The following is a 24750-nucleotide window of genomic DNA, read 5'->3' as shown; positions in this document are numbered from 1 at the left end:
ATCTACTATGACTAAAATCGATCGTAATTTTGATGATATCAGCCATAAATTCGCTAAAAATATTTATGGCACAAACAAAGGCAAGATTCGCGAAGCCATCGTTTGGCAAGAGCTAGAAAATATATTAGCTAGCTATCCAACAAATAAACCATTAACTATTTTAGATGCAGGCGGTGGACAAGGTCAGATTGCTTGTCGATTAGCAAAATTAGGTCATAATATTACTGTTTGTGATATTTCCGAACAAATGCTCGAATTAGCAAAAAAGCAAGCTGAACAAGAAAATCTAAGTTTAAATTTTATTCATTGCCCTATTCAAGATCTGAATCAATTCATTGAAACACAATTTGATATTGTGATTTGTCATGCCGTTTTAGAATGGGTAGCCGATCCAATCCAAATAATACAGTCGCTCAAACAATACCTTAAACAAGATGGTTATTTGTCATTAATGTTTTATAACTATCACGGGCTATTATTTAAAACAGTGACTTTAGGTAATTTTGGATATACTCAAGCCGGTCTTAATAAACGTAAAAAGAAAACCTTATCACCTGATTATCCCCGCGATCCAAATCACGTGTATCAATGGTTAAACCAACAAAATTTTGAGATCATCAATAAAACTGGGATTCGGGTCTTTCACGACTATTTAACCAATAAGTCAAAAGCCGAAACACATTTCTCAGAGTTATTAGAAATTGAAAAACAGTTTTGCCAAACTGAACCCTATCTCAGTTTGGCAAGGTATATTTTAGTTACCGCAAAAATTAATAATAACTAATTTAGAGAAAAGATTAGGGGAAGCATATTCCTTTACACTACCCCTATTTTCTTAGAAGAAAATGGCATTAACAATTAATAATGTCACTGTTCCTGCGGCCCATAATACCGTTGAAGTAATACTCCAAACTTTAATTTGTTCTTTAACTTCTGTTACCCCTAATGAACGATTAACTACCCAAAAATAAGCATCATTGAAGTGAGAAAACATAAAAGAACCAATTGAGCACCCTAACCCGGCCATAATTGGATTTACACCTAAGGTGCCAATCATTGGTGCAGTAATACTCGCTGCGGTAATCATGGCAACTACTCCAGAACCTTGAATTAAGCGAATCAAAGTTGAAATCGTCAATGGTAACAAAATACCAGGCACACCAATTTTAACAATATATTCAGCAATAATTTGACCTGTTCCTGAGTCACGTAACACCATTCCTAATGCGCCACCACCGCCAATAACCAGCAGTATAATACCAGCAGAGCGAATTGAATTTTCCATTTGATGCACAACATCTTTTCGAGGAAATGAGTTAGTTAATGCCATGATAGCAATTAATAATCCAATGCCCACAGCTACAATTGGGTGTCCAATTGTTTTTAACATAATGGCAATCGAACTATCCCATTTCATTTCATTTACTAAAGTAGCGGTTAATATCAAAATAATCGGAGTTACAATTGGTGCAAAAGATGCTAATGCACTAGGTAATTGTTGATCATCTTCTAAATTTTGCGAAGTAACTGTTAGACGTTCACGGGTAAAATTCTCACCATCCTCAGTTGGAATTTGATAAATACTACGACCAACATGGCGAGTATAAATAAATCCAGCAATAGTAATAGGTATAGCAACAACCATTGCCCATAGCATATATTCACCAAGGCCAATACCAAATTGTGAAACTACACCAAATGGTCCTACCGCTGGTGGAATCATACTGTGGCTAATAACAAGCCCCATAGCCAATGTTGAACCAAGTCCGACGACAGATTTACCTGTACTACGTGAAATTGCTTTCACTAATGGTAATAGAACGATAAATGCTGAATCACAAAATACAGCTAAACTCACTAATAAACCGATAATGACTAATGCTAACTCTTCCCTGCCTTTTCCTAAAAGGTTAATAAAAACTTGAGCCATTTTTTGTGCTGCACCACTCATCTGCAAAACTGACCCCATCATAACGCCAAAACCAATAACGATCCCTATGTTACCGAGCGTATTACCAAAGCCTTTACTAATCGTTGCGATCATAAATTCACCAGGCATACCACCCAGTGAGCCAGTAATTAAAGCGGATATAATCAATGCAGGAAATGCTTGAATTCTTGTCTTTAAAATCATAAATAGTAACAAAGTAATTGCAACGAGTAAGCCGGCAACCATTCGCCAGCTGCTCTTCTCAATACTATGTAAACTTCCTAGATAAAAAACAATTAATCCGACAACCACTAAAATAATGCCATTTAATAAGACATAAGGATAAAGTGATTTATTATTATTTTCTTTTTTAGACATATGCAAACCCTCCTTCGATAATGACATAATCATTACCGAAAAATAAATTGTTATAAGTAATAATAGCTACTTATTAACGTTTGAAATTCGGTGCGTATAGCGCAGCTAAACGTATAGCCTCAATCAAACTCACTGGATTAGCGATTCCTTTTCCGGCAATATCATTTGCTGTCCCATGGTCAACAGATGTACGAAGAATCGGCATTCCATTAGTGATAGAAATGGTACGATGAAAATCCACCATTTTCGTTGCAATATGACCTTGGTCATGATACGGAGATAAAACAGCATCATAGCCGCCACCCATAGCAAAATGGAAAACACTATCAGCCGGTTTAGGACCATTAATATCAATCCCTTGTTTACGGGCCATTTCAATACCGGGTAATAGAACATCATCATCCTCATGACCAAAAAGGCCATGCTCTCCGCAATGTGGATTAATACCGGCAACCGTCATTCTAGGTTTATTGATCCCCAATTTAACCAATGCATCATTACAACGAATAGCATAATCACAGACTCTTTCTGGCGTTAATGATTCAATGGCTTTGACTAGTGCTAAATGACGAGTTAAGAAAAACACCCGCAAATCTCGAACTTGAAACATAGTAAGCGGGTCTTGACTACCGGTAAGATCTGCTAATATCTCGGTATGACCAATATAGTTAACATTACCAGCTTTAAGTGATTCTTTATTGATAGGCGTTGTTGCAATGGCATCAAGTTTTTTTTCCATAGCAAGCTCTGTGATAACTTTAATATAGTTGAATGCAGCTTGACCGCATTGCCCTTCAATTTGGCCAATTTTAAACGTATCATAATTTAATTCGCCACACTGAATAAGATTTAATACATTAGGTTTATCTTGTATTTGAGTTAGATCGGTAATTTCATTAATCTGTAAGTTTACTTTTGAAAACTTACACGCATCAGCTAACACCTTTTTATCGCCAGTTACCAGTACACATCCATATTCATAGGTTTCTGGTGCTGCAATACTTTTCACGACAATTTCAGGACCTATACCAGCAGGATCTCCCATAGGGACTCCGATTAAACAACGACGTTTCATTTATTACTCCTTTAAAATTACTCAAAATTTGCTCAACTTATGTTGTTTTATCTAAGTTGAACTAGTTATAAGGTATTAATGCTTCAAGCTTTCATGTGATGAAATCTTGGTACTCAAATAATCGATACAATGGACTAACGTATTATCGTTACCGACAAAGCCACCTTTCGTTACTATCGAATAACCATCACATTTCCCACCGACAAGGTGTCCATAAACCGTTAATGGTTCAACTTCATCTTTAAGTAAGAAACCACTACTTCCTAATCGATTTACAACATTTACCGTGACATCTCCACCACTGGTATAAATACCTCTAATAATAGATTCAGGGTGGAATAAGACTTGAGCAGTTATTTCGGCAATAGCTTGATTCAAGGTATTACTAATTTCACTCATACTCATATTATTGTTAGCAGCTAACTTAGCTAAATCACAAACATGCTCTGGCATTTCAACGGTATCAATGCCGATCACATCAAATTGATCAACCTTTTCCAGTAATTTATCTACAATTGGTTTAGCTTTCTTGATGTCTTTAGAAATTTCTATCAATTCATCAACCAATATCGTTTCTAACCAAACTTTTCGGTCATATTTCAATTTTCTTATTTGTCTTTGAGTAAGATCAGACACACTGCCTATTGCGACAAACACTTTGTTGGCCATCTTTCGTTCTGATGAATAACGTAGATCAGCAAACTGGGCAGTAAATGGCCCCGGATCAACACAAAAAACAGGCAAATTAACATTATTCGCTGCTTGCGCTATCACACTAATGTCAGTATCCGTAGTAGCATCAAATATGACAATACGACCACCTTGTTGATATATTTGTTTTAAACGCTGCTCAATTCTATCTTTACCTTCTAAAACATCCTTGAGAGTAATATGTGAGACAGGATATCGAGATTGGCAACGAAATAATTCTAAAATTGAAGACTCCGTCATCGGATTTTTAGGATCATTACGCATTGCTGTATTCTGTAATGGCACACCATTAACTAATAAAGATCCGCCAACACAAATTCGATCACTAGATGGATACACAGGTACAACCAAAGCCATTAGATTAGGATCATTGTCAATAACCGCATCAACTTCTGCTCCTAAATTACCTCGCAACGTTGAGTCTATACGTTTACTGATTAAAGGTTGATATTTGCTAAATTGACTTATGCAATCAACAACCCGTGAATACGCCTCTTTATAAGGTATTGAACGTGAATCAGTTGCAAACGAAATCACATCAAATTTAGAAAGATCTTCATTAAATTTTTCTAAACATGTAATTGCATTAAACCCTTTTTTGCTTAATAAAGCACAGGTAGCATTAGCACCTGTCAAATCATCAGCTACAACGGCAACTTTCATATTTTTGCTTCCTCTCAAAAATTAAGCTCACTAAATGAACTTTTTATACATCTACCAAAATTAACTAACTATTAGTTGCATCAGTTAATAAATATATTTAATGTCCTGTTTTATTAATTGTTTTTCAAAATTACTAGGAAATTGCTTTTCAGTTATAAGATAATTAAATCGATTTAAATCGCAGATTTTAAAACGACATCTAAGCCCCAATTTACTGCTATCAACCAAAAGAACCGATTGAATAGATCTGGATAATGCCAACCATTTACAGTCAGCTTTAATCTGTGTAGTGGTCAATGCTCCATCTTCTAGATTAAAACCATCCGCACCAATAAAGGCTAAATCAATAACCTGCTCTGATAGATACTTCATGGCTTGAGTGTTATAAGCTGACGCATTTGTGGTTTGTATTTCACCAGGACAAATAATCGTGTTCACTTCTGGCCGGGAAGATAATTCCAAAGCCACATGTAAATCTAAAGTAATCACTGTAATTGGAACATTGATATTCAAGGCAAATTCACGCATCGTTGTTCCTGCATCAATAAAAATTACCATCCCTGGTTGTAATAAACTTACCGCTATTTTCCCTACTCTTTTCTTCCCTTCAGAAAATCGATTTTGTTTGATGTCATAAAGGGGGGTACCATTTAAAAAACTTCTTTTTATTTCACCTCCATACGATACTTTTATTAATCCTTTTTCTTGTAAAAGTTTTAAGTCCCGTCTGATGCTCATATGAGAAACGGAAAATAAATTAGATAGTAAATTGATGTTGGCAACATCATATTCATCTAAGTACTCTAAAATTCTTTTATATCTTGGTAGTTCTTGTTTCATAGTGAGTTACCCAATTAAGTTGGCGTCATTGTAGTAATAAAATAATCAACAAAATGTTAATCTTTTAACACTTTCACAACCGGGTTTAACAAATGTGATCTGAATCAAACTTTCACTTTTTCTTAGTTAGTTTTTTGTGAATCAATAAAATTATCTTCAGTTTTATGCATACAATTTATGCTTCTATTTATTCAATCTTCACCAGAGTTAATTTAATTCATAAACAAGGATAATTTGGATATGACAATAACATCAGAAAGTTCTTTGGTAAGCAAAAATGAAACTTTGCAACTTGCCAAACAAGTTCTAAAACAAGAGGCTGCTGCAATAGAAGAAATTGTTAACTCAATTAATGAAACTTTTTTCCATGCAGTAGAGTTAATTTTGCATACCAAAGGAAGAGTTATCGTGACAGGAATGGGAAAACCTGGCTATATTGCTCGTAAACTTTCCGCTACATTTATGAGCACAGGTACTCCGTCTTTTTATTTTCATCCAGCAGAAGCTATGCATGGTGATTTAGGTTGCATTACTAAAGATGACACCATTATTGCCCTCTCAAACAGTGGAGAAACAGCCGAAATTGTGAATATTTTACCGACAATAAAACAAATTAATATTCCGTTAATCTCAATTTGTGGTAATCCATTATCAACCTTAGCTCGCTTTGCAACCTATAATTTAGATGCCCATGTAGCCCAAGAAGCATGCCCACTCAATTTGGCGCCGACAACAAGTACAACGGTAGAATTAGCCTTAAGTGATGCACTAGCAATATCAGTGATGTATGCAAAGAAATTTAGTTCACAAGATTTTGCTTTTTATCATCCAGGCGGAAATCTAGGCCAAATACGTTTAATGACAGTGCAACAGTTAGTTGAAAAACATAATAGAAAGGTTGCTATTACTGCAGAAAAATCTATTTCTGACGCTATTTTTGCTATGACAAATTCGGGGATAGGAGCTGTTGCGATAGTTGATAACAACAATGTATTACTTGGCATAATTACCGATGGCGATATTCGTAGACAATTACAATATCACTCTAATCTGTTAGATATTCAAGTTTCTGAGTTAATGATAACCACACCAATAACTATTGAACATAGCCAATATGTATCTGAGGCTTTACATAAAATGGAACAACATAAACCTAGACCAATAACCGTTTTACCTGTGATTGATAATAAAAAACAATTTATTGGCATGATACATATCACAGATATATATCGCTGAATCAAATCTTATGATCATCAAGTAACAACATACAAAATTAAGATAACTAAAAGAGCACTCGAAAATTTGCCAATAAATCGTTATTATAGTGTCATTAATTTCATTAGTTAAAGGTTGTAATTATGATAGTTGTTACTGGTGGTGCCGGTTTTATTGGAAGTAATATTGTTAAAGGTTTGAATGATTTAGGCCGAAAAGATATTTTAGTAGTAGACGATTTAACCGATGGTACTAAATTTGCCAACTTAGCAGATTTAGATATTGCTGATTATATGGATAAAGATGAGTTTATTTCAGCAATAGTCTCCGGTGAAAATCTGGATATTGAAGTTATTTTTCATCAAGGAGCATGTTCATCTACTACTGAATGGGATGGCAAATTTATGATGGAAAATAATTACAACTATTCAAAAGATTTGCTGCATTACTGTTTAGATTTTGATATTCCTTTTTTATACGCTTCTTCCGCCGCAACTTATGGAGGACGCAGTGACAATTTTATTGAAGATAGAGTTTATGAAAAACCTTTAAATGTATATGGTTATTCAAAGTTTTTATTCGACCAGTACGTACGAGAAATTTTACCTAATGCAAATTCGCCAATTTGTGGTTTTCGTTATTTCAATGTTTATGGACCTCGTGAAAATCATAAAGGTAGCATGGCTAGCGTTGCATATCACTTGAATGAACAAATAACCAAAGGCGAAAAGCCAAAATTATTTGCTGGTAGTGATAATTTTAGACGTGATTTTATTTACGTTGGCGATGTGGTTGAAGTTAACTTATGGTTCTGGAAAAATAAAGTTTCTGGCATTTTTAATTGTGGAACTGGTCGTGCTGAATCATTCCAATCGGTTGCTGATGCAGTATTAGATTATCATAAAAAAGGCGAAATCGACTATATTCCATTCCCTGAACACTTAAAAGGACGCTATCAAAGCTTTACTCAAGCTGATCTAACTAAATTCAGGAAAACAGGTTGTCCTATTGAGTTCAAAACAGTGTCTCAAGGAACAACTGAATATATGCAATGGTTAAACCGACAATAAAGGAACCGCAATGAAAACGTTGATTATTGGTCCTTCATGGGTTGGTGACATGATGATGTCACAAAGCTTATATCGCACATTAAAACAGTTAGATCCATCTATTGAAATTGATGTGATGGCACCAACTTGGTGCCGTGCTTTATTAGATAAAATGCCTGAAGTAAATCAATCAATTGCTATGCCTATTAGTCATGGTGAGTTTGCTTTAAGCAAACGTTATCAGTTAGGAAAGGAATTACGCAATAATCAATACGACCAAGCAATCATCTTACCTAATTCATTTAAATCGGCACTTATTCCTTTTTTTGCTAAAATTGCTAAACGTACAGGTTGGAAAGGTGAGATGCGTTATGGCTTATTAAATGATTTAAGAGTGCTGGATAAACAAGCCTTTCCATTAATGGTAGAACGCTATGTCGCTCTAGCCTACCCTAAACAAGATATTCATTCAGCTAAAGATCTGCCTCAACCAATTTTGTGGCCAAAGCTTAGTGTTGAAAAAGATGAAGTAGATCAAGCATTAGCAACGTTTAATATTCCTAGTGACGTGCCTTTAATCGGTTTCTGTCCTGGTGCTGAATTTGGTCCAGCCAAACGTTGGCCTGATTATCACTATGCCGCGTTAGCTGATTTAATCGTAAAACAGCATGCTAAAATTATTATCTTTGGTTCAGAAAAAGATAAGCCGGTTGGCGAACAAATTATTGCCAAAATGAATCTTGGAGAACAATGCATTAACCTTGCTGGACAAACTGAATTAGGACAAGCAATAAATCTGATTGCTGCGTGTAAAGCTGTCGTCACCAATGACTCAGGGCTTATGCATGTAGCTGCAGCTCTAGATAAACCTTTAGTGGCACTTTATGGGCCAAGTAGTCCTGATTTTACCCCGCCACTATCCGATAAAGCTGAAGTCATCCGTTTAATCACTGGCTATCATCGCGTTCGTAAAGGTGATGCAGAACAAGGATATCATCAAAGCCTTATTGATATAAAACCAGATTTAGTATTTGAAACATTAATGAAACTTATTGTTCGCTGCGAAAAGAGCCGTTAATTATGCGCGTGTTAATTGTTAAAACTTCATCTATGGGTGATGTATTGCATACTTTACCTGCTTTAACTGATGCAGCTAACTGCATACCTGATATAACATTTGATTGGGTTGTTGAAGAAAACTTTTGTCAAATTCCCAGTTGGCATTTTGCAGTAAATGACGTCATTCCGGTTGCAATTAGACGTTGGCGAAAAAACTGGTTCGCTAAGAATATTCGTCAAGAACGCCATCAATTTATAGAACACTTACAGCGTCAACAGTATGATTGCATTATTGATGCTCAAGGGCTAATTAAAAGTGCATTTTTAATCACTCGTAAAGCGAAAGGTATCAAACATGGTTTGGATCGCCAAAGCATAAAAGAACCAATTGCAAGTTGGTTTTATGACGTAAAACATCATGTTCCTAAACAGATGCATGCAATTGAACGTGTCCGTATGTTACTTGCTAAAAGTCTTAGCTACTCACAACCAGATTCGATTGGTGACTATGCTATTGCTGATCATTTTTTAACATCATTACCACCTGATAACCAAAAATATTTGATTTTCCTACATGCAACTACCCGTGATGAAAAACATTGGACTGAATCGGCATGGCGTAATTTGATTGAGCTAATTGAACCTACTGGTCTAAAAGTTAAACTTCCATGGGGAGCTCCACATGAACAAGAACGTGCATTACGTTTAGCTCAAGGGTTCAAACATGTTGAAGTATTACCTAAATTATCTCTTAATGAAATTGCAACAGTTATTGCCGGTGCCAAAGCTGTAGTATCCGTCGATACTGGATTAAGCCATTTAACAGCAGCATTAGATAGACCTAATATTACTTTATTTGGTAATACCGATCCGAAACTTATTGGCGGATATGGCAAAAACCAGCATAGCATCATTTCCACAGATAAAACGATGCAATCCATAACTGCTGACGAAGTTTATCAACAGTTAATAACATTTATTTAAATCATATTTAAATTTTTTGAATCGATAGGATATTAAAATGAACAAATATAGTGAGCTAATTCGGGAAAAATATGCACAAATTGGTAGTAATGATTTAGGTTATATTGATGATGCTTTAGGTGCGGTAATGACAGTTCTCAATGAGATAGTTGATAATCAACAAGTACCTGCTGAATTACGAGAAAAAGCTGCCTATGCGGCAGCTAATCTACTAATAAGTGATTTTGACGTTAAATAACGGTAGGAAGTTTGATAATAAATCGAGTTGATAAATCATCAGATTCGACATGTATATGACCTTTATGCGTGTCGATAATAGATTTAACGATTGCTAAACCAATCCCTGTTCCTGAGCTATCTTTACCATTACGATGCCTAGATTCATCGACTCGATAGAAACGCTCAAAAAGATGAGGTAAATGGCGACTTTCAATCTTTTTACCTGGGTTTGCAATAATAATTTGAATTCGTTTTTGGTTCACTTGACTCAAGCTAATTTTAATTGTCTTATTTGTAGGAGTATAACGAATAGCATTGGATAATATATTACTTATCGCTCGTCCTAACATCATTTTATCGCCTTCAATATGAGAACAACTACCTTCTATATCAAAAGTAATATTTTTTTCATCCGCTAGAGGTTCAAAATACTCACACATCAAACTGATCATCGAGTGCAAATCAATATCGATAAGGTTAGGAACCAATTGATGATTATCTGCTTGAGCCAAAAAAAGCATATCAGAAATCATCTGAGACATTTTTTCATACTCTTCTAAATTAGAATATAAAATTTCTCGGTATTCATCGGTTGATCGCGCATTATTTAATACTATTTGCGTTTGTGTGGTTAAATTAGTAATTGGCGTGCGCATTTCATGAGCGATATCAGCAGTAAAATTACGTTGCCGATCAAAAACATCTTCCATTCGATGAAGCATATTATTAAAAGCTTTAACCAAACTAACATATTTCACCGGTACTGATTTGGTTGAAATACGATAATTTAAACTTTTCATATTAATGCCTTCAATCTTTTTAATTAAACGATTGATCGGTTTTTGCGTAAAATATATTGAAATTAATGAACCTATTAAAGCCAAAACACAAGAAATAGCAATAAGTAAACCTAAACCATTTCTCAATCGCTTAATAAATTCAAGTTGTAAATCACGCGCTACTGCAACTATCGTCGTATATTGGCGACCTTCCTCCAATAGTACTCTAGAGGCTCCGACACGATAAGACGATTTATCAATATTCCAAATTGCAGTACTATTTTCAGTAATTAAACGATCAAAATCTTGTTGCGATAAAGCAATAGATAGATTTGGCCCTCGGGTACGATAGACAATTTTTCCTGAATCATCAATAATATAAACAAATAAGTGATGATGACCGGTTAAAATAAGTAAAAGATTTTGAAAAAATTCATCACGGTTTTCATCGGGCGAATAATAGGTAAGCTCACGCTCGATTGAGGTGATGACAGAATTCAGTTCTGTGACATTTTGTTGAATCGAAATTTTTTCAAAGGTATGTTCAATAAGATAGCTAAAACAATAAAGTAGCCCACATGTCAGTAGGCATACAATAAGTGGTATACGAAATGATATGATGTTAGTTTTCTTCATCCAATACATCTAATTTATATCCCATTCCTCGGACCGTATGAATCAATTTTGGTTCAAAATCAGCATCGATCTTGTTACGCAAACGCCTAATTGCTACATCAATAACATTGGTATCACTGTCAAAATTCATATCCCATACTTGGGAAGCGATGAGTGATCTAGGGAGCACTTCACCAGGATAACGTAAAAAATATTCCAGTAATAAAAACTCTTTATTGGTTAAATCAATTCTTTTATCACCTCTGGTTACGGTTCGTTTAGGTAAGTCCATAACAAGATCTGCGATACTTAATTGATAATTATTAACTTGTGGTACATTTCGTCTTAATAATGACTTAACTCTTGCTAATAGTTCGGCAAAAGAAAATGGTTTAACTAAATAATCATCAGCGCCTAAATTGAGCCCTTTAACTTTATCTTCAACACTTCCCATTGCAGTTAAAAGAATAATTTGCGTGTCTTTACCTGCTTCACGTAAAGACTGAACTATTTTCCAACCAACAATATCAGGGAGCATTACATCTAGAATAATTAAATCATAATCTTCAGTCATTGCGCGATGATAGCCATCTAAGCCATTATCTGTGAGATCAACAATAAATCCTGACTCAACTAATCCTTGGCGTAGATATTCACCTGTTTTTTGTTCATCTTCAACAACTAACAATTTCATATTGAATATTCCTTAATGTTCTATCAGGTTATCGAAATTGCATAATGCAGTAATAGGATATATGAAAAAGGGAAATGACATCATGACAATTTAATGACTATTTTGTAACCTAAACGTCATTAATCAGTCGGTTTTGATTTGTTATAGTATCGCCACAATGATTCATGAGGCTAGACAGTATTGTTTCATTGTTTTATTTCCTTTCATCCATTCCTTGCAATTTAATGCAGCCCTAGTTGATCTAGGGTTTTTTTTTGCCTTTAATACTTACTGACGTAAATTTATTTATGGATTACGGCTAATTCACTATAAAACTAATTTTATTTTAGCAAATTTAACCGTAATTGAATATGGTTGATATTAGTTTTTACGAAGAACAATACCCGTTTCAATATGATCGGTATAAGGAAATTGATCGAACATGGCAAAATGTTCAATATGATGCGTTTTGGTAAGTTGTTCCAAATTATTTTTTAACGTATTCGGATTACAAGAAATATAGATAATTCTTTGATAACTTTGGATAATCTCAAGCGTATTATCATCTAATCCTGCTCTTGGTGGATCGACTAATACGGTTTGACATTGATAATCATCTAAATTAATGCCCTGCAATCGATTAAATTGTCGTTCTTTTTTAATTGCACTGGTAAATTCTTCGGCCGATAATCTGGCAATAATTAAGTTATCAATATTATTGATTTTGATATTATGTTGCGCTGAATAGACCGAAGCTTTGGCAATCTCGGTCGCTAACACCTTACGAAAATTTTGTGCCAAGGCAATCGAAAAATTACCGTTACCACAATAAAATTCTAGAAGATCACCTTTAGAATCTTTAGTAACAGATATTGCCCACTCCAACATTTTAATGTTGATAGCAGCATTAGGTTGAGTAAAACTGTTTTCTACTTGTCGATAACTAAAGTTCTTATCAAATATGAGCAAAACCTCATCGACATAATCAACATTTACCGCAATTTTTTGATTACTAGCTCGACCTACCAAATTGGCAATAATACCCTGCTCAGCTAATTGTTGTTTTAAACGCTCAGCTTCTATTATCCATTGGTCATCTAATTTTTTATGATATAAGAGTGTTATTAATAACTGGCCGCTCAACGTGGAAAAATAATCAATCTGAAAAAGTTGATGGCGCAACTTATCATTATATTGAAGTAACGGTAAAATTGTTTGCATGGCACGATTAATTAATTGTGATGCAATTGGAAAACTATCAATTCTTACTCTTTTTTTAGTTTTTTTATCATACATAATATGATAAAGCTCCTCACCGTTGTGCCAAATTCTAAATTCAGCTCGCATACGATAGTGACTTATTGGTGAAGAGAAAACCTGTAAATCGGGTAATGAAAAATCAGATAATAATATTTTTAAATTGGTTATTTTATTTTGTAACTGCTGGTTATATTTGTCGTTAGAAAAAGATTCTGTCATATTTATAATTCGATCATCAATTTAGATAAAGTGTGAATAGTACTCGCTATCTTATAAAGTGTTTAATTCTATCATAATCCCTAACCTATGGTAAGGTTATAGGCGAGTAACGACTTTATTATCTACCGCATTTGTCGTCAAAACCAGTTTTATGCTTGTTTAAAGCTAAATCAGTTGCGTGTCGATAAAGATTGTAGTTATAGCGATTGCCGTTATAATGTGGGACAAAATGATAGATAAAAGAGCATTATGACTACACAAACTTTTTCCGATTTACAGTTAGACGATATCCTAATTGACAATCTACAAGCACAAAATATTAATACACCAACGGTAATCCAAGCACAAACTATACCAGTAGCATTAGATGGTAAGGATGTTTTAGGATCGGCGCCAACCGGAACTGGTAAAACCTTAGCTTTTTTGATTCCAGCGGTACAACATTTACTTGATTTTCCTCGTCGAAAACCAGGACCACCACGAGTTTTGATACTAACCCCTACTCGAGAACTCGCAATCCAAATAGCTGAGCAAGCAAAATTACTTACGCAGTCAACTCACCTAAGTATCGCTACGATTACTGGTGGAGTTGCTTATATGAACCATGCTGAAGTATTTAGTAAAAATCAAGATATTGTCATAGCCACTACTGGTCGATTATTACAGTATATTAAAGAAGAAAACTTCGATTGTCGTGCAGTTGAAATGTTAATATTGGACGAAGCAGACCGTATGTTAGATATGGGATTTGCTCAGGATGTAGAAACTATCTCTGCTGAAACCCGTTGGCGCAAACAGACGTTATTATTTTCAGCTACGCTTGAAGGTGACGGATTACATAGCTTTGCTAATCGTATTCTTAAAGAACCAGTCGAAATCAATGCCGACCCTTCGCGAAAAGAACGAAAAAAAATTCTGCAATTTTATTATCGCGCTGATGATTTTGCCCATAAAGTTGCATTATTAACGTATTTATTGAAACAAGATGAAGTGAAAAAAACGATTGTATTTGTTCGTAAACGGGAAAGAGTGCATGAATTAGTAACATTACTTCATCAAGCAGGTATTCAAAGTTGTTATCTAGAAGGCGAAATGGTTCAAGCCAAAAGAAATGAAGCAATCAAAAGAATTAGTAATGACATAGTTAAGGTGTTGGTTGCAACAGATGTTGCCGCTAGAGGAATAGATATTGACGATATAAGCCATGTCATCAATTTCGATGCACCTAAAACCGCCGATGTTTACTTACATCGCATTGGCCGTACAGCTCGTGCTGGAAAAAAAGGTACTGCAATAATGTTAGTTGAAGCTCACGATAATGAGTTATTACTAAAAATTGAACGTTATATACGTGAACCGATTAAATTAAGAACCATTGATGAATTACGACCAAAAACCAAAGCACCAAAACCAGTGACTAAAAAGAAACCATCACAGAAAGCTAAACAAAAAAGTGTAGCTAAAAAACAAGAAGATACGAAAAAGAAAAAAGTAAAACAGCGTCATCGAGATACTAAAAACAAGGGTAAACCAAAGAAAACGATAATTAAAACCGAATAATAATTTGTTTATCATAGTTTAAACTTATGAAATCAATCGTTGATAACAACTTGGCGTATTGATACATACTGCTATAATTCAACGCAAACAAATTACAAATTCAGTTACACAAGGAGATATCTTATGACATTAGTAACTCGTAAGGCACCAGACTTTACTTCATCTGCAGTGCTTGGTTCTGGTGAAATAGTAAATAATTTTAATTTAGCCGAACATATCAAAGGTAAATACGCAGTAGTATTCTTTTGGCCTATGGATTTTACTTTTGTATGTCCATCAGAAATCATTGCTTTTGATCACCGTCTTGAAGAATTCAAAAAACGTGGTGTAGAAGTTATTGGTGTTTCAATGGATTCCGAATATGTCCATAATGCATGGCGCAATACTCCACAAGATAAAGGTGGTATTGGCGAAGTAAAATTCCCGATCGTTGCTGATATCAAACATAGCATTATGCAAGCTTACGGTGTTGAACATCCTGAAGCAGGCGTTGCACTTCGTGCTTCATTCTTTATTGATAAATCAGGCGTTGTTCGTCATGAAACTATCAATGATCTTCCAATTGGACGTAACGTAGATGAAATGCTACGTATTGTTGATGCTTTCCAATTCCATGAAGAACATGGTGAAGTTTGTCCTGCTCAATGGACTAAAGGTAAGCAAGGTATGCAAGCAAATCCAAATGGTGTTGCTAGCTACTTAAAACAACACGCAAGTGAAATCTAATTTTATTCAAAGTTGATATTTTTACATACCTTTCTTCTAACTTTTACCGGAGTTTTACTCCGGTTTTTTTATTTTAATAAAAACTCCAAATTTTATAATAGATTTTATCATTAGACTTTAAATCAATCTCAATGCCCTGAAATATTTGAAAAAAGATTAATAATTACCACTCCAAAAATAATAAATCCCATACCAATCAACGCAGCAAGATCCAATGATTGTTTTAAAAAAATCCAAGCGATTAAACTAATAATGATAATCCCTATTCCCGACCAAATCGCATAAGCAATACCGACAGGTATCGTTTTTAAAGCTAAAGATAAAATATAGAAAGAAGCACTATAACCAACTATGGTAATTATTGAAAAAGTAAGATTAGTAAATCCATTAGATAATTTAAGTGAAGATGTTGCAATCACTTCACAGATAATTGCACCGAAAAGTAGCAGATATGCGTTCATAGTTTTACTCTCAAATTGGTTAAAATTTTTATAAATAGAATATAGACTTATAATGATATATTTTGTGAACAATTGAGATAATTAAGCGAGCTAAATCGTTAATAATTTATGAAATATTACATGCGTTAAACGGTGGCTTTACAATAACTATTAATAACTAATTAATATGAATAGCAATTTGCCACTATTTACAAAAATAAATACAAAAAGTCAGTTATTTCTATATGACTAAGTTATTATACCTAAAATTTAGTGGTTTAGCAGTGCCTTTTTAGTTTTTACAAGTCTAATGTTTCACTCATCCTAATAGTAATTTTAATAATACATTTTTCAATCTCAATTTTATTTGTTATAAATTTTCCTCTAGAACGGTAGTTTAGTATTTATTATTCTAACCTATTACTTTTTATGAAAATTATAAAGATTTCAACGATCAGTTATACAATTTTAATAGTTTTGAGCTATTATATCTTATTTTATTGATCTATATAACCGATCAATATATAATTTATTTATTTTTATTTAACTTAAATTTTTCAAATAGGAGGCGAAAATGCCTTATAGCTACAGTGGAATAGTAAAAGATATTATTAGAGAACATGAAAAAATGAAGGAACGGAATACATATGTAATTCCACCTAGTGATATCAGTGAAGAATATGAAAGAAAAATTAAAAAAATGGGAAATCAAATTGCAAGTTATGAACTTAATATACAAAATGACATAGAAGTTATTTATAACTTACTGTTTCAAAGAGATTTTTTACTAATAGCAATTAATCAATTTTTAACAAAAACTGATCATCAAACAAAGCAATTTTTTATTAATTTTTTGAATGAAGTTAAATCAGAAAAAGAAGCTGATGAACAATATAAACAAAAATTCAAAAACTGGGTTTATCAACAAAATTTCTCAGAAAAACTAATTTGGGAAGTTAAAAACCCTGACAAAATCAAACATAACCCAGTTCTAAATTTTCCTGATTTTCAATAATATAAGGATAAAAGGTAATGAGCTATAATGGAATTGATGATCTAATTATTAATTATGAAAAAACTCAACAAGAACAACAGAAACAACAGCTAGAGCAACAAAAAGCAAGTCGCAGAAAAAATTTAATATTTTGGCTATTAACTTTTGTTTTTGAGTATTTATTAACTACATTTATATTTAGTTCAATTTTTAATACAGCTAATCCAATCAAAATTATAAAAATTTTTGCAGGTTTAGGAACGGGTATGCAAATGTTTATTTGTGTTGGTTTTTACTTATTTGCCACAGGTATTATTTGTTGGGCGCTTAGCTATATAATTGTAAGACCAGATAAATAGCCAAATACATTCTAATAATAAATAAAGAGGGATCCCCACCCCTCTCTTTTAAGCATATCTTTTTTTAATTCAGATTTTTTTATATTATTTGAATTAAATCTTACTAATAAAACATCTACAAAATATGAAAGAATATATTTTATGTAAATTTAAAAATTTCCTGTTAATAAAACATATTTATAAATTGATTGTATGATGGAATTCATCTTTTCAATTATTTTCAATATTTGAGATAGTAGTAGAATTATATGTTTTCTTCTCATATTTATGCCCTCTAAAATATTGTCACCAAAGCTATTCTAAATTAATATCAAATTATTTTGCAGTTGTCGCTTAGTTAGATCTAAATTTGGTTTAAATGTGAAAATATATAAACGATTCTGTTTTTTAATTTTAAAATAATAAGGTTATTTACTAGGCAAGACTGTGGGTATATTTTGGGTTCTATTTCAGCACAAACTCTTTATGTTATTAATGCTCCCACACTAGAAAAATATAATTATTGAAATGTTTATAAATAATTATTCCACATATATAAAATCACTTTTTACACTTATTATTTATAAGTTGTTACTTTTTTATATTTTTTTGAAAGATTTGAACGATCGGTCATATAATTTGCGATAGTTTGTGTCTATTATATCATAATTTATTGATCTGCAAAATCGATTGTTATATACTAGACATAGTATCTCAGGAGGAAAAAATCTTAACAATAATAATAAAAAAAGAGAGTTTTAACTCTCTTTTTTATTTATAACATATTTTCAAATTTAGTTTTTTTAGATGAATTATCTTTTGTGAATGAAACTTTCTTTGCAATGATATATTTTTCTAAATTATTAGTACAAAACAACTTAATTTCTTCAATTTTAATATATGACATAACGCAACTTTTATTTGTCGTAAAATTATATTTATATTTTTGTAATTCTTTTAAAGCTATTTGTTTATTAATCAAACTATCTATATTAAATCCTTCTTTCAAATTTTGCGGGATCTACACCAACTAGCACTAATGTTTTAAATTCATCTATTTTTCTTTTGCAAAAGCTAGAAAAATGTAAGGATATTTCACCAAGCTTAGCTGATTAGTCTTTTTTTGTATCGTGTCTTAAATATCTAAACCGTCAAATTTTTGTGTCATTTTTTTAACTTATATAGATAAACTATTACCATCACTTGCTTCATATTTTTTATATCTGTCAATTTGTTAGTTGCCGTAAGTCTTCCCGCCGTATTTGTATACGTTTATATGAATATTGTTAGCGTATACAAAAACGTATACAAATGCATATGTAATTTAGTGCAATTTGGCGCAATAAAACGCAAGTAATGCTTATAGTATAAAGTCTTATTCTAAAAGGGATTTTTAACAATTGAATATGAGGTTAAAAAAAAGAATGGTGGGTTGTGAGGGGATCGAACCCGCGACCAATTGATTAAGAGTTCCCTGTACATACCTTTAAAATCAACAACTTACAAAATAATCAACGAGTTATAAAACCAATAAACACCAATAAACCGCTATATAAACTAACTCAACCGCCACTTTACCGCCATTTAAATATTATTGAAGGGGTTTAATTTTATAGCATCTTCAAAGTGTTCAGGGGCAAAATGTGCGTAGCGCATCGTCATCTTGATATCTGTGTGACCTAATATTTTTTGTAATACTAAAATATTACCGCCGTTCATCATAAAGTAACTGGCAAATATATGACGTAAAACGTGGGACAGTTGACGATCGGGTAATTCTATTTGTGCACGTTTAATTGCAGAACGGAAAGCTGAATAACACGGAGTAAATAACTGCCCTTTCTTTTTATCTATTTCGTCAAACAATGGTTTATCAATCGGTATTGTTCGTTTTTTCTTGCCTTTTGTTTTTAAATATGTAATTGACTGATTTCTTACTTGCTTGTCTTGCAACGATTCGGCTTCGCTCCACCTTGCTCCTGTTGCTAGGCAAATTTTAATAATCGTTAACAAATCCTTGGCTTTGCTTTCTTTTGCTGATGCTAACAGTTTTCTGATCTGTTCAGGCGTTAGATACGCCATTTCTTGCTCGTCAATTCTAAATTGTCGAATATGCTCGACCGGGTTTTTTAGCTTCCACTCTCCTAGTCTGATCAGCTCGTTAAACATTGCTTTAACATAAGTTAGCTCTAAGTTTAACGTTCTTTGTGAAACTGTCTTAACTCGTTCAGTTCGATAAATTTCGCCGCTTAGTCGTTTTGATCTGTATTCTGTAAAATCTTTGGCTGTAAAGTTTGCTGCAATTGGGTTATTTATACTATCTGCAATAAATAACAACGTAGTATAAACATTTTCGCCGTCACTCAGCGTTTTACCGTGCGCATTGTGCCACAGCTCGATCAGATCTGACAATCGCCGCCGATCCTGCTTTTCAGCAATCCACGATTTTGTAGCGGCTTGTTCTTCGATATAGCTTTCATAAGCAAGCGCTTCGCCTTTAGTTGCAAATGTTTTGCGAATGCGCCTGCTACCCTCTAAATATTTTTCAAACAGCCATTTGCCGTTAGATTGTTTGCGTACTGTCATTTATTTTTATTTTTTATCATTCAAATAATAAAAAAGCCCGTATAAAAATGAAGTGACCCCATAAAGTTGGACACTTTTATTAAGCGGCTTGTAAGGCCTGATTTCGATATTCAACCGGAGTCAGGCCTTTTAATTTGGCTTTAATCCGTTTGGTGTTGTAGTATTCTATATATTCTTCTATTTTTTCAATCAATTCATCTGCATCTTCAAAGCATTATCCATGATACATTTCTGATTTTAATAGACCAAAAAAGTTTTCAGCTACCGCATTATCTAAACAATTTCCTTTTCTGGACATACTTTGTTTGATGCCATTATTAGCTAGTAGCTTCTGATAATGGCAATTTCTATATTGCCAGCCTTGGTCACTATGTAGTAACGGTTTTTCATACTGTTTTAAGCGTGATATCCCTTTTTGAAGCATATCTGTCACCAAGGTCAAACGTGCATTTTTAGCTACTTTATAAGCTATTACTTCCTGATTATATAAATCGATAATGGGGGATAGGTAAATTTTCTGTTCATTTACCTTAAATTCTGTGACATCCGTTACCCATTTTTCATTTGGTCTCGATGATTCAAAATCTCTTTTAAGATAATTAGCGGCTGTTTTACCAGTCTCTCCACGATAAGAACGATATTTTTTAGGTCTTACTGTCGATTTGAGATTAAGCTGACCCATTAAGCGTTGTACCGTTTTATGATTGAGCTTAATGCCTTCATTTATCAACGCTAAATGAATTCGGCGATAACCATAACGCCCTTTATGTTCATGGTAAATCGATGCTATACGTTTTAACTCATTTTCATAAGCAGACGGCATTTTCAACCTATTAACATGATAATAAAAAACACTTTTTGCCAGTTTTGTTGCTGATAGCAAATGTTTTAAGGAATACTGATATTTAAGAGCTAAAACAACTAACGTTTTTTCTTTGTTTGTTGTCGTTTTGCTTGCTTTAGCTCTTCGAACTTTTTTAGAACAGCATTTTCTGCTCGTAGATAAGCAATTTCCTCTTTTAATTCTTCAATTGTTTTTTCATCATCACTGTGAGTGGGTTCAATACGGGTTCGCTTCATACATGGTCTTCCTCTGGAACGATATTCAAGCCCTCGGAAACCTTTTTTATGATATCTATCAAGCCAAACAAATAGAAGACCGGGGGAGCTTAAATTAAGCATAGCACTAGTGTGCCTGAGAGACCAATTATTTGTCCACATTAATTTTAGTGCTTGTAATCTTGCTTCGGCATGACGTAAATGTGGTGTTGGTTGAAAGGCGTTATCACCATGAATCGCAACCACTTGGGCCCAATACCGAATCTGACGAGAAGATATCGCATATTTTTTTGAAAGAATTTTCGATGATTCTCCTGATAAGAATTCATTAGCTATGATAATTTTTAATTCTCGACTATATTTTGACATAAAAAGACCCCCAGTAATTGGTTGTCCAACTATTGGGGGTCACTTCAAAAACGAGCTTTTTTATTTTAAATAACATTTACGCAGCTTTATTTTGCTCAGCTAAGCTAGTCTCTAATTTCTTTCTCGAATTAGTTATTTTATCTGCTATTTTTTCCGCTCTTTTCAATAAAAACAATACATAATTTTTATTCATAATATCTCTCCCTCGTTTTAATATACTTCTTTATCTAATAGCTTCTAAATTAAAGCCTTACATTACAATCTAATTTGGCAGTTGCCTCGCAAATTATATCGATATTTTCTTCATCTATCCCTTTGGCTAACTCGCTAAAATGAACCAATACCAAATTGAGGTCATCAATCACATGTTGTGGTGTTTTTATTATTGGTGCTAATAATTCAACTATTTCTAAATACTGTTTTAAAGATTCAACCACTTCGCTATAACTAGGATTTCTTGCTTTAAGGATATCATAAGCGTTTAACTTTGCGTATTTTAATAAAATACTAATTTCACCATAAATCCTGTTTTGTGTTGTTTCAAATGCTTTTTTTGCTTCAGCTAGTATGTCTTCATCTTTGCTATTGGCACTATTCATATTTGAATACTCTTTATACGAAAAGACCCAGGGCGTTCAACCAAGAGTCTATTATAAATATTGTTGTCGGCTATTACACCACACTTTATGGTTACACGCAATAGGCAATGACTATTTTATACATCAATAAACATCAATAAACATCAATATCAGTTTATATAAGTACAGATGAATTTTTTTCAAGATCTCAAAGTTCAATAAAAATTAATCTTTATTAAAAATACTCCCCTTCAATAACTGATACTCATCATCAGTAATAGCACCACTGCTTTTTAGTGCCGCAATTCGTTCTAGTTTTTCTAATGCTTCGCTTGATAGTTCAATTGATTTTTTTTCCGTTTTGATACCGTCGATATTGGGTTCACCCTCACCAGTGCAAAGCCATTTCAGATCTGCGCCAGTATCTAATATGCATTTAATTACAAAATCAGAGGGAAACGTATTTCTTTGAACTCTGCTACCTATAACGCTGGCCGTCATGTTCCATTTGTCAGCTAATGATTTAACTGTTTTTAATTTATAAGCTGAGAGGATTCTTTTTATTACGTTTTTACTATTATCAAACTCAATCATATGTTTCCCAAAAAAATAAAAACGCATTTCGTTGTTTTTTTATATTTACAACGCAATACGAATTAAACTATTATTAAAAAACGCAAAACGACATTAACAAGCATCAATAAACTCTAGTAAACACTAATTAAGGAATAATGCCTTATGACGATTCAAATTGCAATAGCTATACCTGCCCCATTTGTCACGGCTCAGCAATTCGCCGATTTGGCAAAAATGCCCGTGGCAACGGTTAAGAACAAAATCCAACGCGGTGAGCTTCCCATCCGTAAGAAGAAAAGCAACGCAGGAACGGCTAGCCGTGAACCCCCTTTAATTAACATGGTCGCATTAACTTTAGAGGGTGCCGCCAGTTACAAGGGAAATTTAACTATCAATATCGAGGGGGCAAAATTATGAGCATCGCTATTTATTTAAGTCCAAAGTCAGCCGAAGTGCCGACAACTATTTATATCAAGGTCAACAAACATAATTCAAACGGTTGGCTCGAAAAGCCAAACGGCAAAGTCACTAAATTAACTTGTAAGAAATAAAGGAATGAGCATGACAGTAGAAGTTATACCAGTCACTAGCTGGGAGATTAAAGCAATAAAAGAGGCAATATTAAAAAGTGCAGAAAATCTGCACTTCGATCCCGTTTCTCTTGCTGATGAGTTGATAACGGCTTTTGAAAAAGTGAATGAACATTAAAAGCCCAACTTTAAAAAAGTTGAATCAGTTGAAATCAACACTTGTCAGAACATTTAAATTGTTCGATTTCATCGGCTAACAAAATGCATTGTTGAATCTGCGTGTTTCTCAATTGACTGGCAAGATCTTCAACATCCTTTTTTGACAATAATTTATTAGCGAGCACAGACAAAGCCAATTTTAAGGCAATAACTTCATCTGAGCCGCTAAGAACAGCATTTTTAACTTCGTACGACATTTTATTTCCTCTTTTTTGTTGGGGGGAGTTGATTATAACAGGTTCTTTTTTTGTTGGGGAACAAAAAAGAAATGCGAGGCTAGGCGCACTAAATCCTAGCCATTGCAGGGGGGTTACATGAACACAATGCAAAATAATCAAACCATTGAGCCACGCAGTTTTTTACGTGAGTTTCATCAAATTTTGAGCGGCAAGCGAAGCCTTGCCCGCACTGCATTTAACAATCTAAAGCCGGGGCAAAAAAGATTGTTATTAGATGCTGCGGGCATCCGTCCGCGCACAACAACAATTTATAACAGCAATAGCTCGTTTTTACATACGTACAGTATGAGTTATGACGATTTGTCAGATCAGGAATTAGACAACCTAAAAAAAGGCCTAAGACGCCTACAGTCGATTATCGATGCTTTTGCACTTTGTGAAAATGAAGATTTCAAAAAGGAAATAAGGAGAGTGGCATGAATACTTTTACCGTCAGACAACTGGAAAATGCGCTAAACATAACAAGATTGGACACAAAAAAAGGCTTATGTGATGTTTTTACAACTAAGCTTGAAAGATTGGCGGCTCATATCAGAACCAATTACATGACGCCATTTGAAGCCGCCGACCTGCTCGATCAGGAAGTCGAAAAAATGCGTTCAGAAATGCGAGGAGATCATCATGGCTGATATAACAGATAAAGCGCAATCGCAGATTGATAATACATTAACGGCGGCATTAAGTAATGCAACTGTACATCGTGGTAAATCTGCTCTTTATTGTTGCCAATGCAGCGATCCAATCCCACAAGCTCGACGCGACGCAATACCCGGAGTTAGTTTATGTGTCGATTGTCAACAAGAGGAAGAACATAGGGCGCGCCATGGGCTATAAGCATTAGCTAATTAGTAATAACCAATCCATATA

At 33.8% G+C, this 24750-nt stretch carries 29 protein-coding genes and 1 pseudogene; 16 read left to right on the top strand and 14 right to left on the bottom strand.

Features of this window, described 5'->3' with window-relative positions:
- Positions 1 to 7 precede the first annotated feature (7 nt).
- Positions 8 to 784 carry a tRNA uridine 5-oxyacetic acid(34) methyltransferase CmoM gene (gene cmoM, locus H3U97_RS09585; protein ID WP_198198812.1) on the top strand — a complete coding sequence of 259 codons (777 nt, stop codon included), beginning with the start codon at positions 8 to 10 and terminating at the stop codon, positions 782 to 784.
- 51 nt (positions 785 to 835) lie between these two features.
- Here the strand turns inward: cmoM and H3U97_RS09580 are convergent, their stop codons facing one another.
- The 4 genes from H3U97_RS09580 to H3U97_RS09565 all read right to left on the bottom strand — a co-directional run bounded on the left by H3U97_RS09580 (position 836) and on the right by H3U97_RS09565 (position 5597).
- On the bottom strand, positions 836 to 2176 hold the full coding sequence (locus tag H3U97_RS09580) for a GntP family permease (RefSeq protein WP_065651964.1): 1341 nt from the start codon (positions 2174 to 2176) through the stop codon (positions 836 to 838).
- Positions 2177 to 2381: 205 nt separating this feature from the next.
- Positions 2382 to 3383, bottom strand: coding sequence for a 4-hydroxythreonine-4-phosphate dehydrogenase PdxA (pdxA, locus tag H3U97_RS09575; protein WP_065579160.1), 1002 nt, complete (start codon positions 3381 to 3383; stop codon positions 2382 to 2384).
- Between the two features lie 75 nt (positions 3384 to 3458).
- The gene (locus H3U97_RS09570) at positions 3459 to 4757 is read right to left on the bottom strand and encodes a four-carbon acid sugar kinase family protein (RefSeq protein WP_198198811.1); all 1299 of its coding nucleotides are present in this window, start codon (positions 4755 to 4757) and stop codon (positions 3459 to 3461) included.
- Between the two features lie 84 nt (positions 4758 to 4841).
- Positions 4842 to 5597 carry a DeoR/GlpR family DNA-binding transcription regulator gene (locus H3U97_RS09565; RefSeq protein WP_198198810.1) on the bottom strand — a complete coding sequence of 252 codons (756 nt, stop codon included), beginning with the start codon at positions 5595 to 5597 and terminating at the stop codon, positions 4842 to 4844.
- Positions 5598 to 5837: 240 nt separating this feature from the next.
- On the opposite strand from H3U97_RS09565, the gene H3U97_RS09560 reads away from it, so the two are divergent.
- The 5 genes from H3U97_RS09560 to H3U97_RS09540 all read left to right on the top strand — a co-directional run bounded on the left by H3U97_RS09560 (position 5838) and on the right by H3U97_RS09540 (position 10142).
- Complete coding sequence (locus H3U97_RS09560) at positions 5838 to 6833, top strand: SIS domain-containing protein (RefSeq protein WP_198198809.1); 996 nt, start codon at positions 5838 to 5840, stop codon at positions 6831 to 6833.
- 122 nt (positions 6834 to 6955) lie between these two features.
- Positions 6956 to 7882: an ADP-glyceromanno-heptose 6-epimerase gene (gene rfaD, locus H3U97_RS09555; RefSeq protein ID WP_198198808.1), complete on the top strand. Its 927-nt coding sequence runs from the start codon at positions 6956 to 6958 to the stop codon at positions 7880 to 7882.
- Positions 7883 to 7892: 10 nt separating this feature from the next.
- Entirely contained in the window at positions 7893 to 8939 is a 1047-nt protein-coding gene (rfaF, locus tag H3U97_RS09550; RefSeq protein ID WP_198198807.1) for an ADP-heptose--LPS heptosyltransferase RfaF, read from the top strand.
- A gap of 2 nt (positions 8940 to 8941) precedes the next feature.
- Positions 8942 to 9904 (top strand): lipopolysaccharide heptosyltransferase RfaC, encoded by a 963-nt coding sequence (gene rfaC, locus H3U97_RS09545; RefSeq protein ID WP_198198806.1) that lies wholly within the window; start codon positions 8942 to 8944, stop codon positions 9902 to 9904.
- Between the two features lie 37 nt (positions 9905 to 9941).
- Entirely contained in the window at positions 9942 to 10142 is a 201-nt protein-coding gene (locus tag H3U97_RS09540) for a YaeP family protein (protein WP_065579167.1), read from the top strand.
- Here H3U97_RS09540 and H3U97_RS09535 read toward each other — a convergent pair.
- The 3 genes from H3U97_RS09535 to trmA form a co-directional block, all read right to left on the bottom strand.
- A complete protein-coding gene (locus tag H3U97_RS09535; protein WP_198198805.1) occupies positions 10135 to 11538 on the bottom strand; it encodes a heavy metal sensor histidine kinase in 1404 nt (467 codons plus the stop codon). The genes H3U97_RS09540 and H3U97_RS09535 overlap by 8 nt on opposite strands.
- Positions 11525 to 12211: a heavy metal response regulator transcription factor gene (locus H3U97_RS09530; protein ID WP_034902561.1), complete on the bottom strand. Its 687-nt coding sequence runs from the start codon at positions 12209 to 12211 to the stop codon at positions 11525 to 11527. The genes H3U97_RS09535 and H3U97_RS09530 overlap by 14 nt, the downstream gene beginning before the upstream one ends.
- A gap of 360 nt (positions 12212 to 12571) precedes the next feature.
- On the bottom strand, positions 12572 to 13669 hold the full coding sequence (gene trmA / locus H3U97_RS09525) for a tRNA (uridine(54)-C5)-methyltransferase TrmA (RefSeq protein ID WP_198198804.1): 1098 nt from the start codon (positions 13667 to 13669) through the stop codon (positions 12572 to 12574).
- A gap of 249 nt (positions 13670 to 13918) precedes the next feature.
- On the opposite strand from trmA, the gene srmB reads away from it, so the two are divergent.
- Positions 13919 to 15229, top strand: coding sequence for an ATP-dependent RNA helicase SrmB (gene srmB, locus H3U97_RS09520; protein ID WP_034902555.1), 1311 nt, complete (start codon positions 13919 to 13921; stop codon positions 15227 to 15229).
- Between the two features lie 123 nt (positions 15230 to 15352).
- Positions 15353 to 15955 carry a peroxiredoxin C gene (locus tag H3U97_RS09515; protein WP_034902551.1) on the top strand — a complete coding sequence of 201 codons (603 nt, stop codon included), beginning with the start codon at positions 15353 to 15355 and terminating at the stop codon, positions 15953 to 15955.
- Between the two features lie 128 nt (positions 15956 to 16083).
- Here H3U97_RS09515 and H3U97_RS09510 read toward each other — a convergent pair whose 3' ends face one another.
- Positions 16084 to 16416: a multidrug efflux SMR transporter gene (locus tag H3U97_RS09510; RefSeq protein ID WP_034902548.1), complete on the bottom strand. Its 333-nt coding sequence runs from the start codon at positions 16414 to 16416 to the stop codon at positions 16084 to 16086.
- Between the two features lie 553 nt (positions 16417 to 16969).
- Here H3U97_RS09510 and H3U97_RS09505 point away from each other — a divergent pair.
- Together H3U97_RS09505 and H3U97_RS09500 are read left to right on the top strand one after the other, a co-directional pair.
- Positions 16970 to 17410, top strand: a complete 441-nt coding sequence (locus tag H3U97_RS09505) for a hypothetical protein (RefSeq protein WP_198192571.1) — start codon at positions 16970 to 16972, stop codon at positions 17408 to 17410.
- A gap of 17 nt (positions 17411 to 17427) precedes the next feature.
- Positions 17428 to 17748 carry a hypothetical protein gene (locus H3U97_RS09500; RefSeq protein WP_198198803.1) on the top strand — a complete coding sequence of 107 codons (321 nt, stop codon included), beginning with the start codon at positions 17428 to 17430 and terminating at the stop codon, positions 17746 to 17748.
- Between the two features lie 1563 nt (positions 17749 to 19311).
- On the opposite strand, the gene H3U97_RS09495 is transcribed toward H3U97_RS09500, so the two are convergent.
- From H3U97_RS09495 to H3U97_RS09470, 5 genes and pseudogenes are all read right to left on the bottom strand, one after another.
- The gene (locus H3U97_RS09495) at positions 19312 to 20313 is read right to left on the bottom strand and encodes a tyrosine-type recombinase/integrase (protein ID WP_198198802.1); all 1002 of its coding nucleotides are present in this window, start codon (positions 20311 to 20313) and stop codon (positions 19312 to 19314) included.
- Between the two features lie 79 nt (positions 20314 to 20392).
- Positions 20393 to 21337: pseudogene (locus H3U97_RS09485) on the bottom strand (IS3 family transposase).
- On the bottom strand, positions 21235 to 21741 hold the full coding sequence (locus H3U97_RS09480) for a helix-turn-helix domain-containing protein (protein WP_198198800.1): 507 nt from the start codon (positions 21739 to 21741) through the stop codon (positions 21235 to 21237). Before H3U97_RS09480 ends, H3U97_RS09485 begins: the two are co-directional and overlap by 103 nt.
- 242 nt (positions 21742 to 21983) lie before the next feature.
- On the bottom strand, positions 21984 to 22340 hold the full coding sequence (locus H3U97_RS09475) for a hypothetical protein (RefSeq protein WP_198198799.1): 357 nt from the start codon (positions 22338 to 22340) through the stop codon (positions 21984 to 21986).
- 204 nt (positions 22341 to 22544) lie between these two features.
- Positions 22545 to 22913, bottom strand: coding sequence for a helix-turn-helix domain-containing protein (locus tag H3U97_RS09470; RefSeq protein ID WP_198198798.1), 369 nt, complete (start codon positions 22911 to 22913; stop codon positions 22545 to 22547).
- 144 nt (positions 22914 to 23057) lie between these two features.
- On the opposite strand from H3U97_RS09470, the gene H3U97_RS09465 reads away from it, so the two are divergent.
- From H3U97_RS09465 to H3U97_RS09455, 3 genes are read left to right on the top strand one after another with little or no spacing between them, the layout of a single operon-like run.
- Positions 23058 to 23312, top strand: a complete 255-nt coding sequence (locus H3U97_RS09465) for a hypothetical protein (protein WP_198198797.1) — start codon at positions 23058 to 23060, stop codon at positions 23310 to 23312.
- Positions 23309 to 23446, top strand: a complete 138-nt coding sequence (locus H3U97_RS09460; RefSeq protein ID WP_198198796.1) for a hypothetical protein — start codon at positions 23309 to 23311, stop codon at positions 23444 to 23446. Before H3U97_RS09465 ends, H3U97_RS09460 begins: the two co-directional genes overlap by 4 nt.
- Positions 23447 to 23456: 10 nt before the next feature.
- Positions 23457 to 23603, top strand: a complete 147-nt coding sequence (locus H3U97_RS09455) for a hypothetical protein (protein WP_198198795.1) — start codon at positions 23457 to 23459, stop codon at positions 23601 to 23603.
- 34 nt (positions 23604 to 23637) lie between these two features.
- Here the strand turns inward: H3U97_RS09455 and H3U97_RS09450 are convergent, their stop codons facing one another.
- Positions 23638 to 23841: a hypothetical protein gene (locus H3U97_RS09450; RefSeq protein ID WP_198198794.1), complete on the bottom strand. Its 204-nt coding sequence runs from the start codon at positions 23839 to 23841 to the stop codon at positions 23638 to 23640.
- Positions 23842 to 23958: 117 nt separating this feature from the next.
- Between H3U97_RS09450 and H3U97_RS09445 the strand changes: the two genes are divergently transcribed.
- The 3 genes from H3U97_RS09445 to H3U97_RS09435 are packed head-to-tail and all read left to right on the top strand — an operon-like array spanning position 23959 to position 24717.
- Positions 23959 to 24303, top strand: a complete 345-nt coding sequence (locus tag H3U97_RS09445; RefSeq protein ID WP_198198793.1) for a hypothetical protein — start codon at positions 23959 to 23961, stop codon at positions 24301 to 24303.
- Complete coding sequence (locus H3U97_RS09440; protein ID WP_198198792.1) at positions 24300 to 24512, top strand: DUF2732 family protein; 213 nt, start codon at positions 24300 to 24302, stop codon at positions 24510 to 24512. The genes H3U97_RS09445 and H3U97_RS09440 overlap by 4 nt, the downstream gene beginning before the upstream one ends.
- The gene (locus tag H3U97_RS09435) at positions 24505 to 24717 is read left to right on the top strand and encodes a TraR/DksA C4-type zinc finger protein (protein ID WP_198198791.1); all 213 of its coding nucleotides are present in this window, start codon (positions 24505 to 24507) and stop codon (positions 24715 to 24717) included. The genes H3U97_RS09440 and H3U97_RS09435 overlap by 8 nt, the downstream gene beginning before the upstream one ends.
- The last annotated feature ends 33 nt before the right edge of the window (positions 24718 to 24750 follow it).

Source organism: Gilliamella sp. W8128, from assembly GCF_016100545.1.
GTDB lineage: Bacteria > Pseudomonadota > Gammaproteobacteria > Enterobacterales > Orbaceae > Gilliamella > Gilliamella apis.
Note: the sequence above shows the minus strand (reverse complement) of the source record. Positions and strands in the feature narration are given on the sequence as shown.

Bases quoted from the DNA above. Each gene is read 5' to 3' on its own strand.
- cmoM (WP_198198812.1), top strand. From the start codon at position 8: ATGACTAAAATCGATCGTAATTTTGATGATATCAGCCATAAATTCGCT.
- H3U97_RS09580 (WP_065651964.1), bottom strand. From the start codon at position 2,176: ATGGTTGCCGGCTTACTCGTTGCAATTACTTTGTTACTATTTATGATT.
- pdxA (WP_065579160.1), bottom strand. From the start codon at position 3,383: ATGAAACGTCGTTGTTTAATCGGAGTCCCTATGGGAGATCCTGCTGGT.
- H3U97_RS09570 (WP_198198811.1), bottom strand. From the start codon at position 4,757: ATGAAAGTTGCCGTTGTAGCTGATGATTTGACAGGTGCTAATGCTACC.
- H3U97_RS09565 (WP_198198810.1), bottom strand. From the start codon at position 5,597: ATGAAACAAGAACTACCAAGATATAAAAGAATTTTAGAGTACTTAGAT.
- H3U97_RS09560 (WP_198198809.1), top strand. From the start codon at position 5,838: ATGACAATAACATCAGAAAGTTCTTTGGTAAGCAAAAATGAAACTTTG.
- rfaD (WP_198198808.1), top strand. From the start codon at position 6,956: ATGATAGTTGTTACTGGTGGTGCCGGTTTTATTGGAAGTAATATTGTT.
- rfaF (WP_198198807.1), top strand. From the start codon at position 7,893: ATGAAAACGTTGATTATTGGTCCTTCATGGGTTGGTGACATGATGATG.
- rfaC (WP_198198806.1), top strand. From the start codon at position 8,942: ATGCGCGTGTTAATTGTTAAAACTTCATCTATGGGTGATGTATTGCAT.
- H3U97_RS09540 (WP_065579167.1), top strand. From the start codon at position 9,942: ATGAACAAATATAGTGAGCTAATTCGGGAAAAATATGCACAAATTGGT.
- H3U97_RS09535 (WP_198198805.1), bottom strand. From the start codon at position 11,538: ATGAAGAAAACTAACATCATATCATTTCGTATACCACTTATTGTATGC.
- H3U97_RS09530 (WP_034902561.1), bottom strand. From the start codon at position 12,211: ATGAAATTGTTAGTTGTTGAAGATGAACAAAAAACAGGTGAATATCTA.
- trmA (WP_198198804.1), bottom strand. From the start codon at position 13,669: ATGACAGAATCTTTTTCTAACGACAAATATAACCAGCAGTTACAAAAT.
- srmB (WP_034902555.1), top strand. From the start codon at position 13,919: ATGACTACACAAACTTTTTCCGATTTACAGTTAGACGATATCCTAATT.
- H3U97_RS09515 (WP_034902551.1), top strand. From the start codon at position 15,353: ATGACATTAGTAACTCGTAAGGCACCAGACTTTACTTCATCTGCAGTG.
- H3U97_RS09510 (WP_034902548.1), bottom strand. From the start codon at position 16,416: ATGAACGCATATCTGCTACTTTTCGGTGCAATTATCTGTGAAGTGATT.
- H3U97_RS09505 (WP_198192571.1), top strand. From the start codon at position 16,970: ATGCCTTATAGCTACAGTGGAATAGTAAAAGATATTATTAGAGAACAT.
- H3U97_RS09500 (WP_198198803.1), top strand. From the start codon at position 17,428: ATGAGCTATAATGGAATTGATGATCTAATTATTAATTATGAAAAAACT.
- H3U97_RS09495 (WP_198198802.1), bottom strand. From the start codon at position 20,313: ATGACAGTACGCAAACAATCTAACGGCAAATGGCTGTTTGAAAAATAT.
- H3U97_RS09480 (WP_198198800.1), bottom strand. From the start codon at position 21,741: ATGTCAAAATATAGTCGAGAATTAAAAATTATCATAGCTAATGAATTC.
- H3U97_RS09475 (WP_198198799.1), bottom strand. From the start codon at position 22,340: ATGAATAGTGCCAATAGCAAAGATGAAGACATACTAGCTGAAGCAAAA.
- H3U97_RS09470 (WP_198198798.1), bottom strand. From the start codon at position 22,913: ATGATTGAGTTTGATAATAGTAAAAACGTAATAAAAAGAATCCTCTCA.
- H3U97_RS09465 (WP_198198797.1), top strand. From the start codon at position 23,058: ATGACGATTCAAATTGCAATAGCTATACCTGCCCCATTTGTCACGGCT.
- H3U97_RS09460 (WP_198198796.1), top strand. From the start codon at position 23,309: ATGAGCATCGCTATTTATTTAAGTCCAAAGTCAGCCGAAGTGCCGACA.
- H3U97_RS09455 (WP_198198795.1), top strand. From the start codon at position 23,457: ATGACAGTAGAAGTTATACCAGTCACTAGCTGGGAGATTAAAGCAATA.
- H3U97_RS09450 (WP_198198794.1), bottom strand. From the start codon at position 23,841: ATGTCGTACGAAGTTAAAAATGCTGTTCTTAGCGGCTCAGATGAAGTT.
- H3U97_RS09445 (WP_198198793.1), top strand. From the start codon at position 23,959: ATGAACACAATGCAAAATAATCAAACCATTGAGCCACGCAGTTTTTTA.
- H3U97_RS09440 (WP_198198792.1), top strand. From the start codon at position 24,300: ATGAATACTTTTACCGTCAGACAACTGGAAAATGCGCTAAACATAACA.
- H3U97_RS09435 (WP_198198791.1), top strand. From the start codon at position 24,505: ATGGCTGATATAACAGATAAAGCGCAATCGCAGATTGATAATACATTA.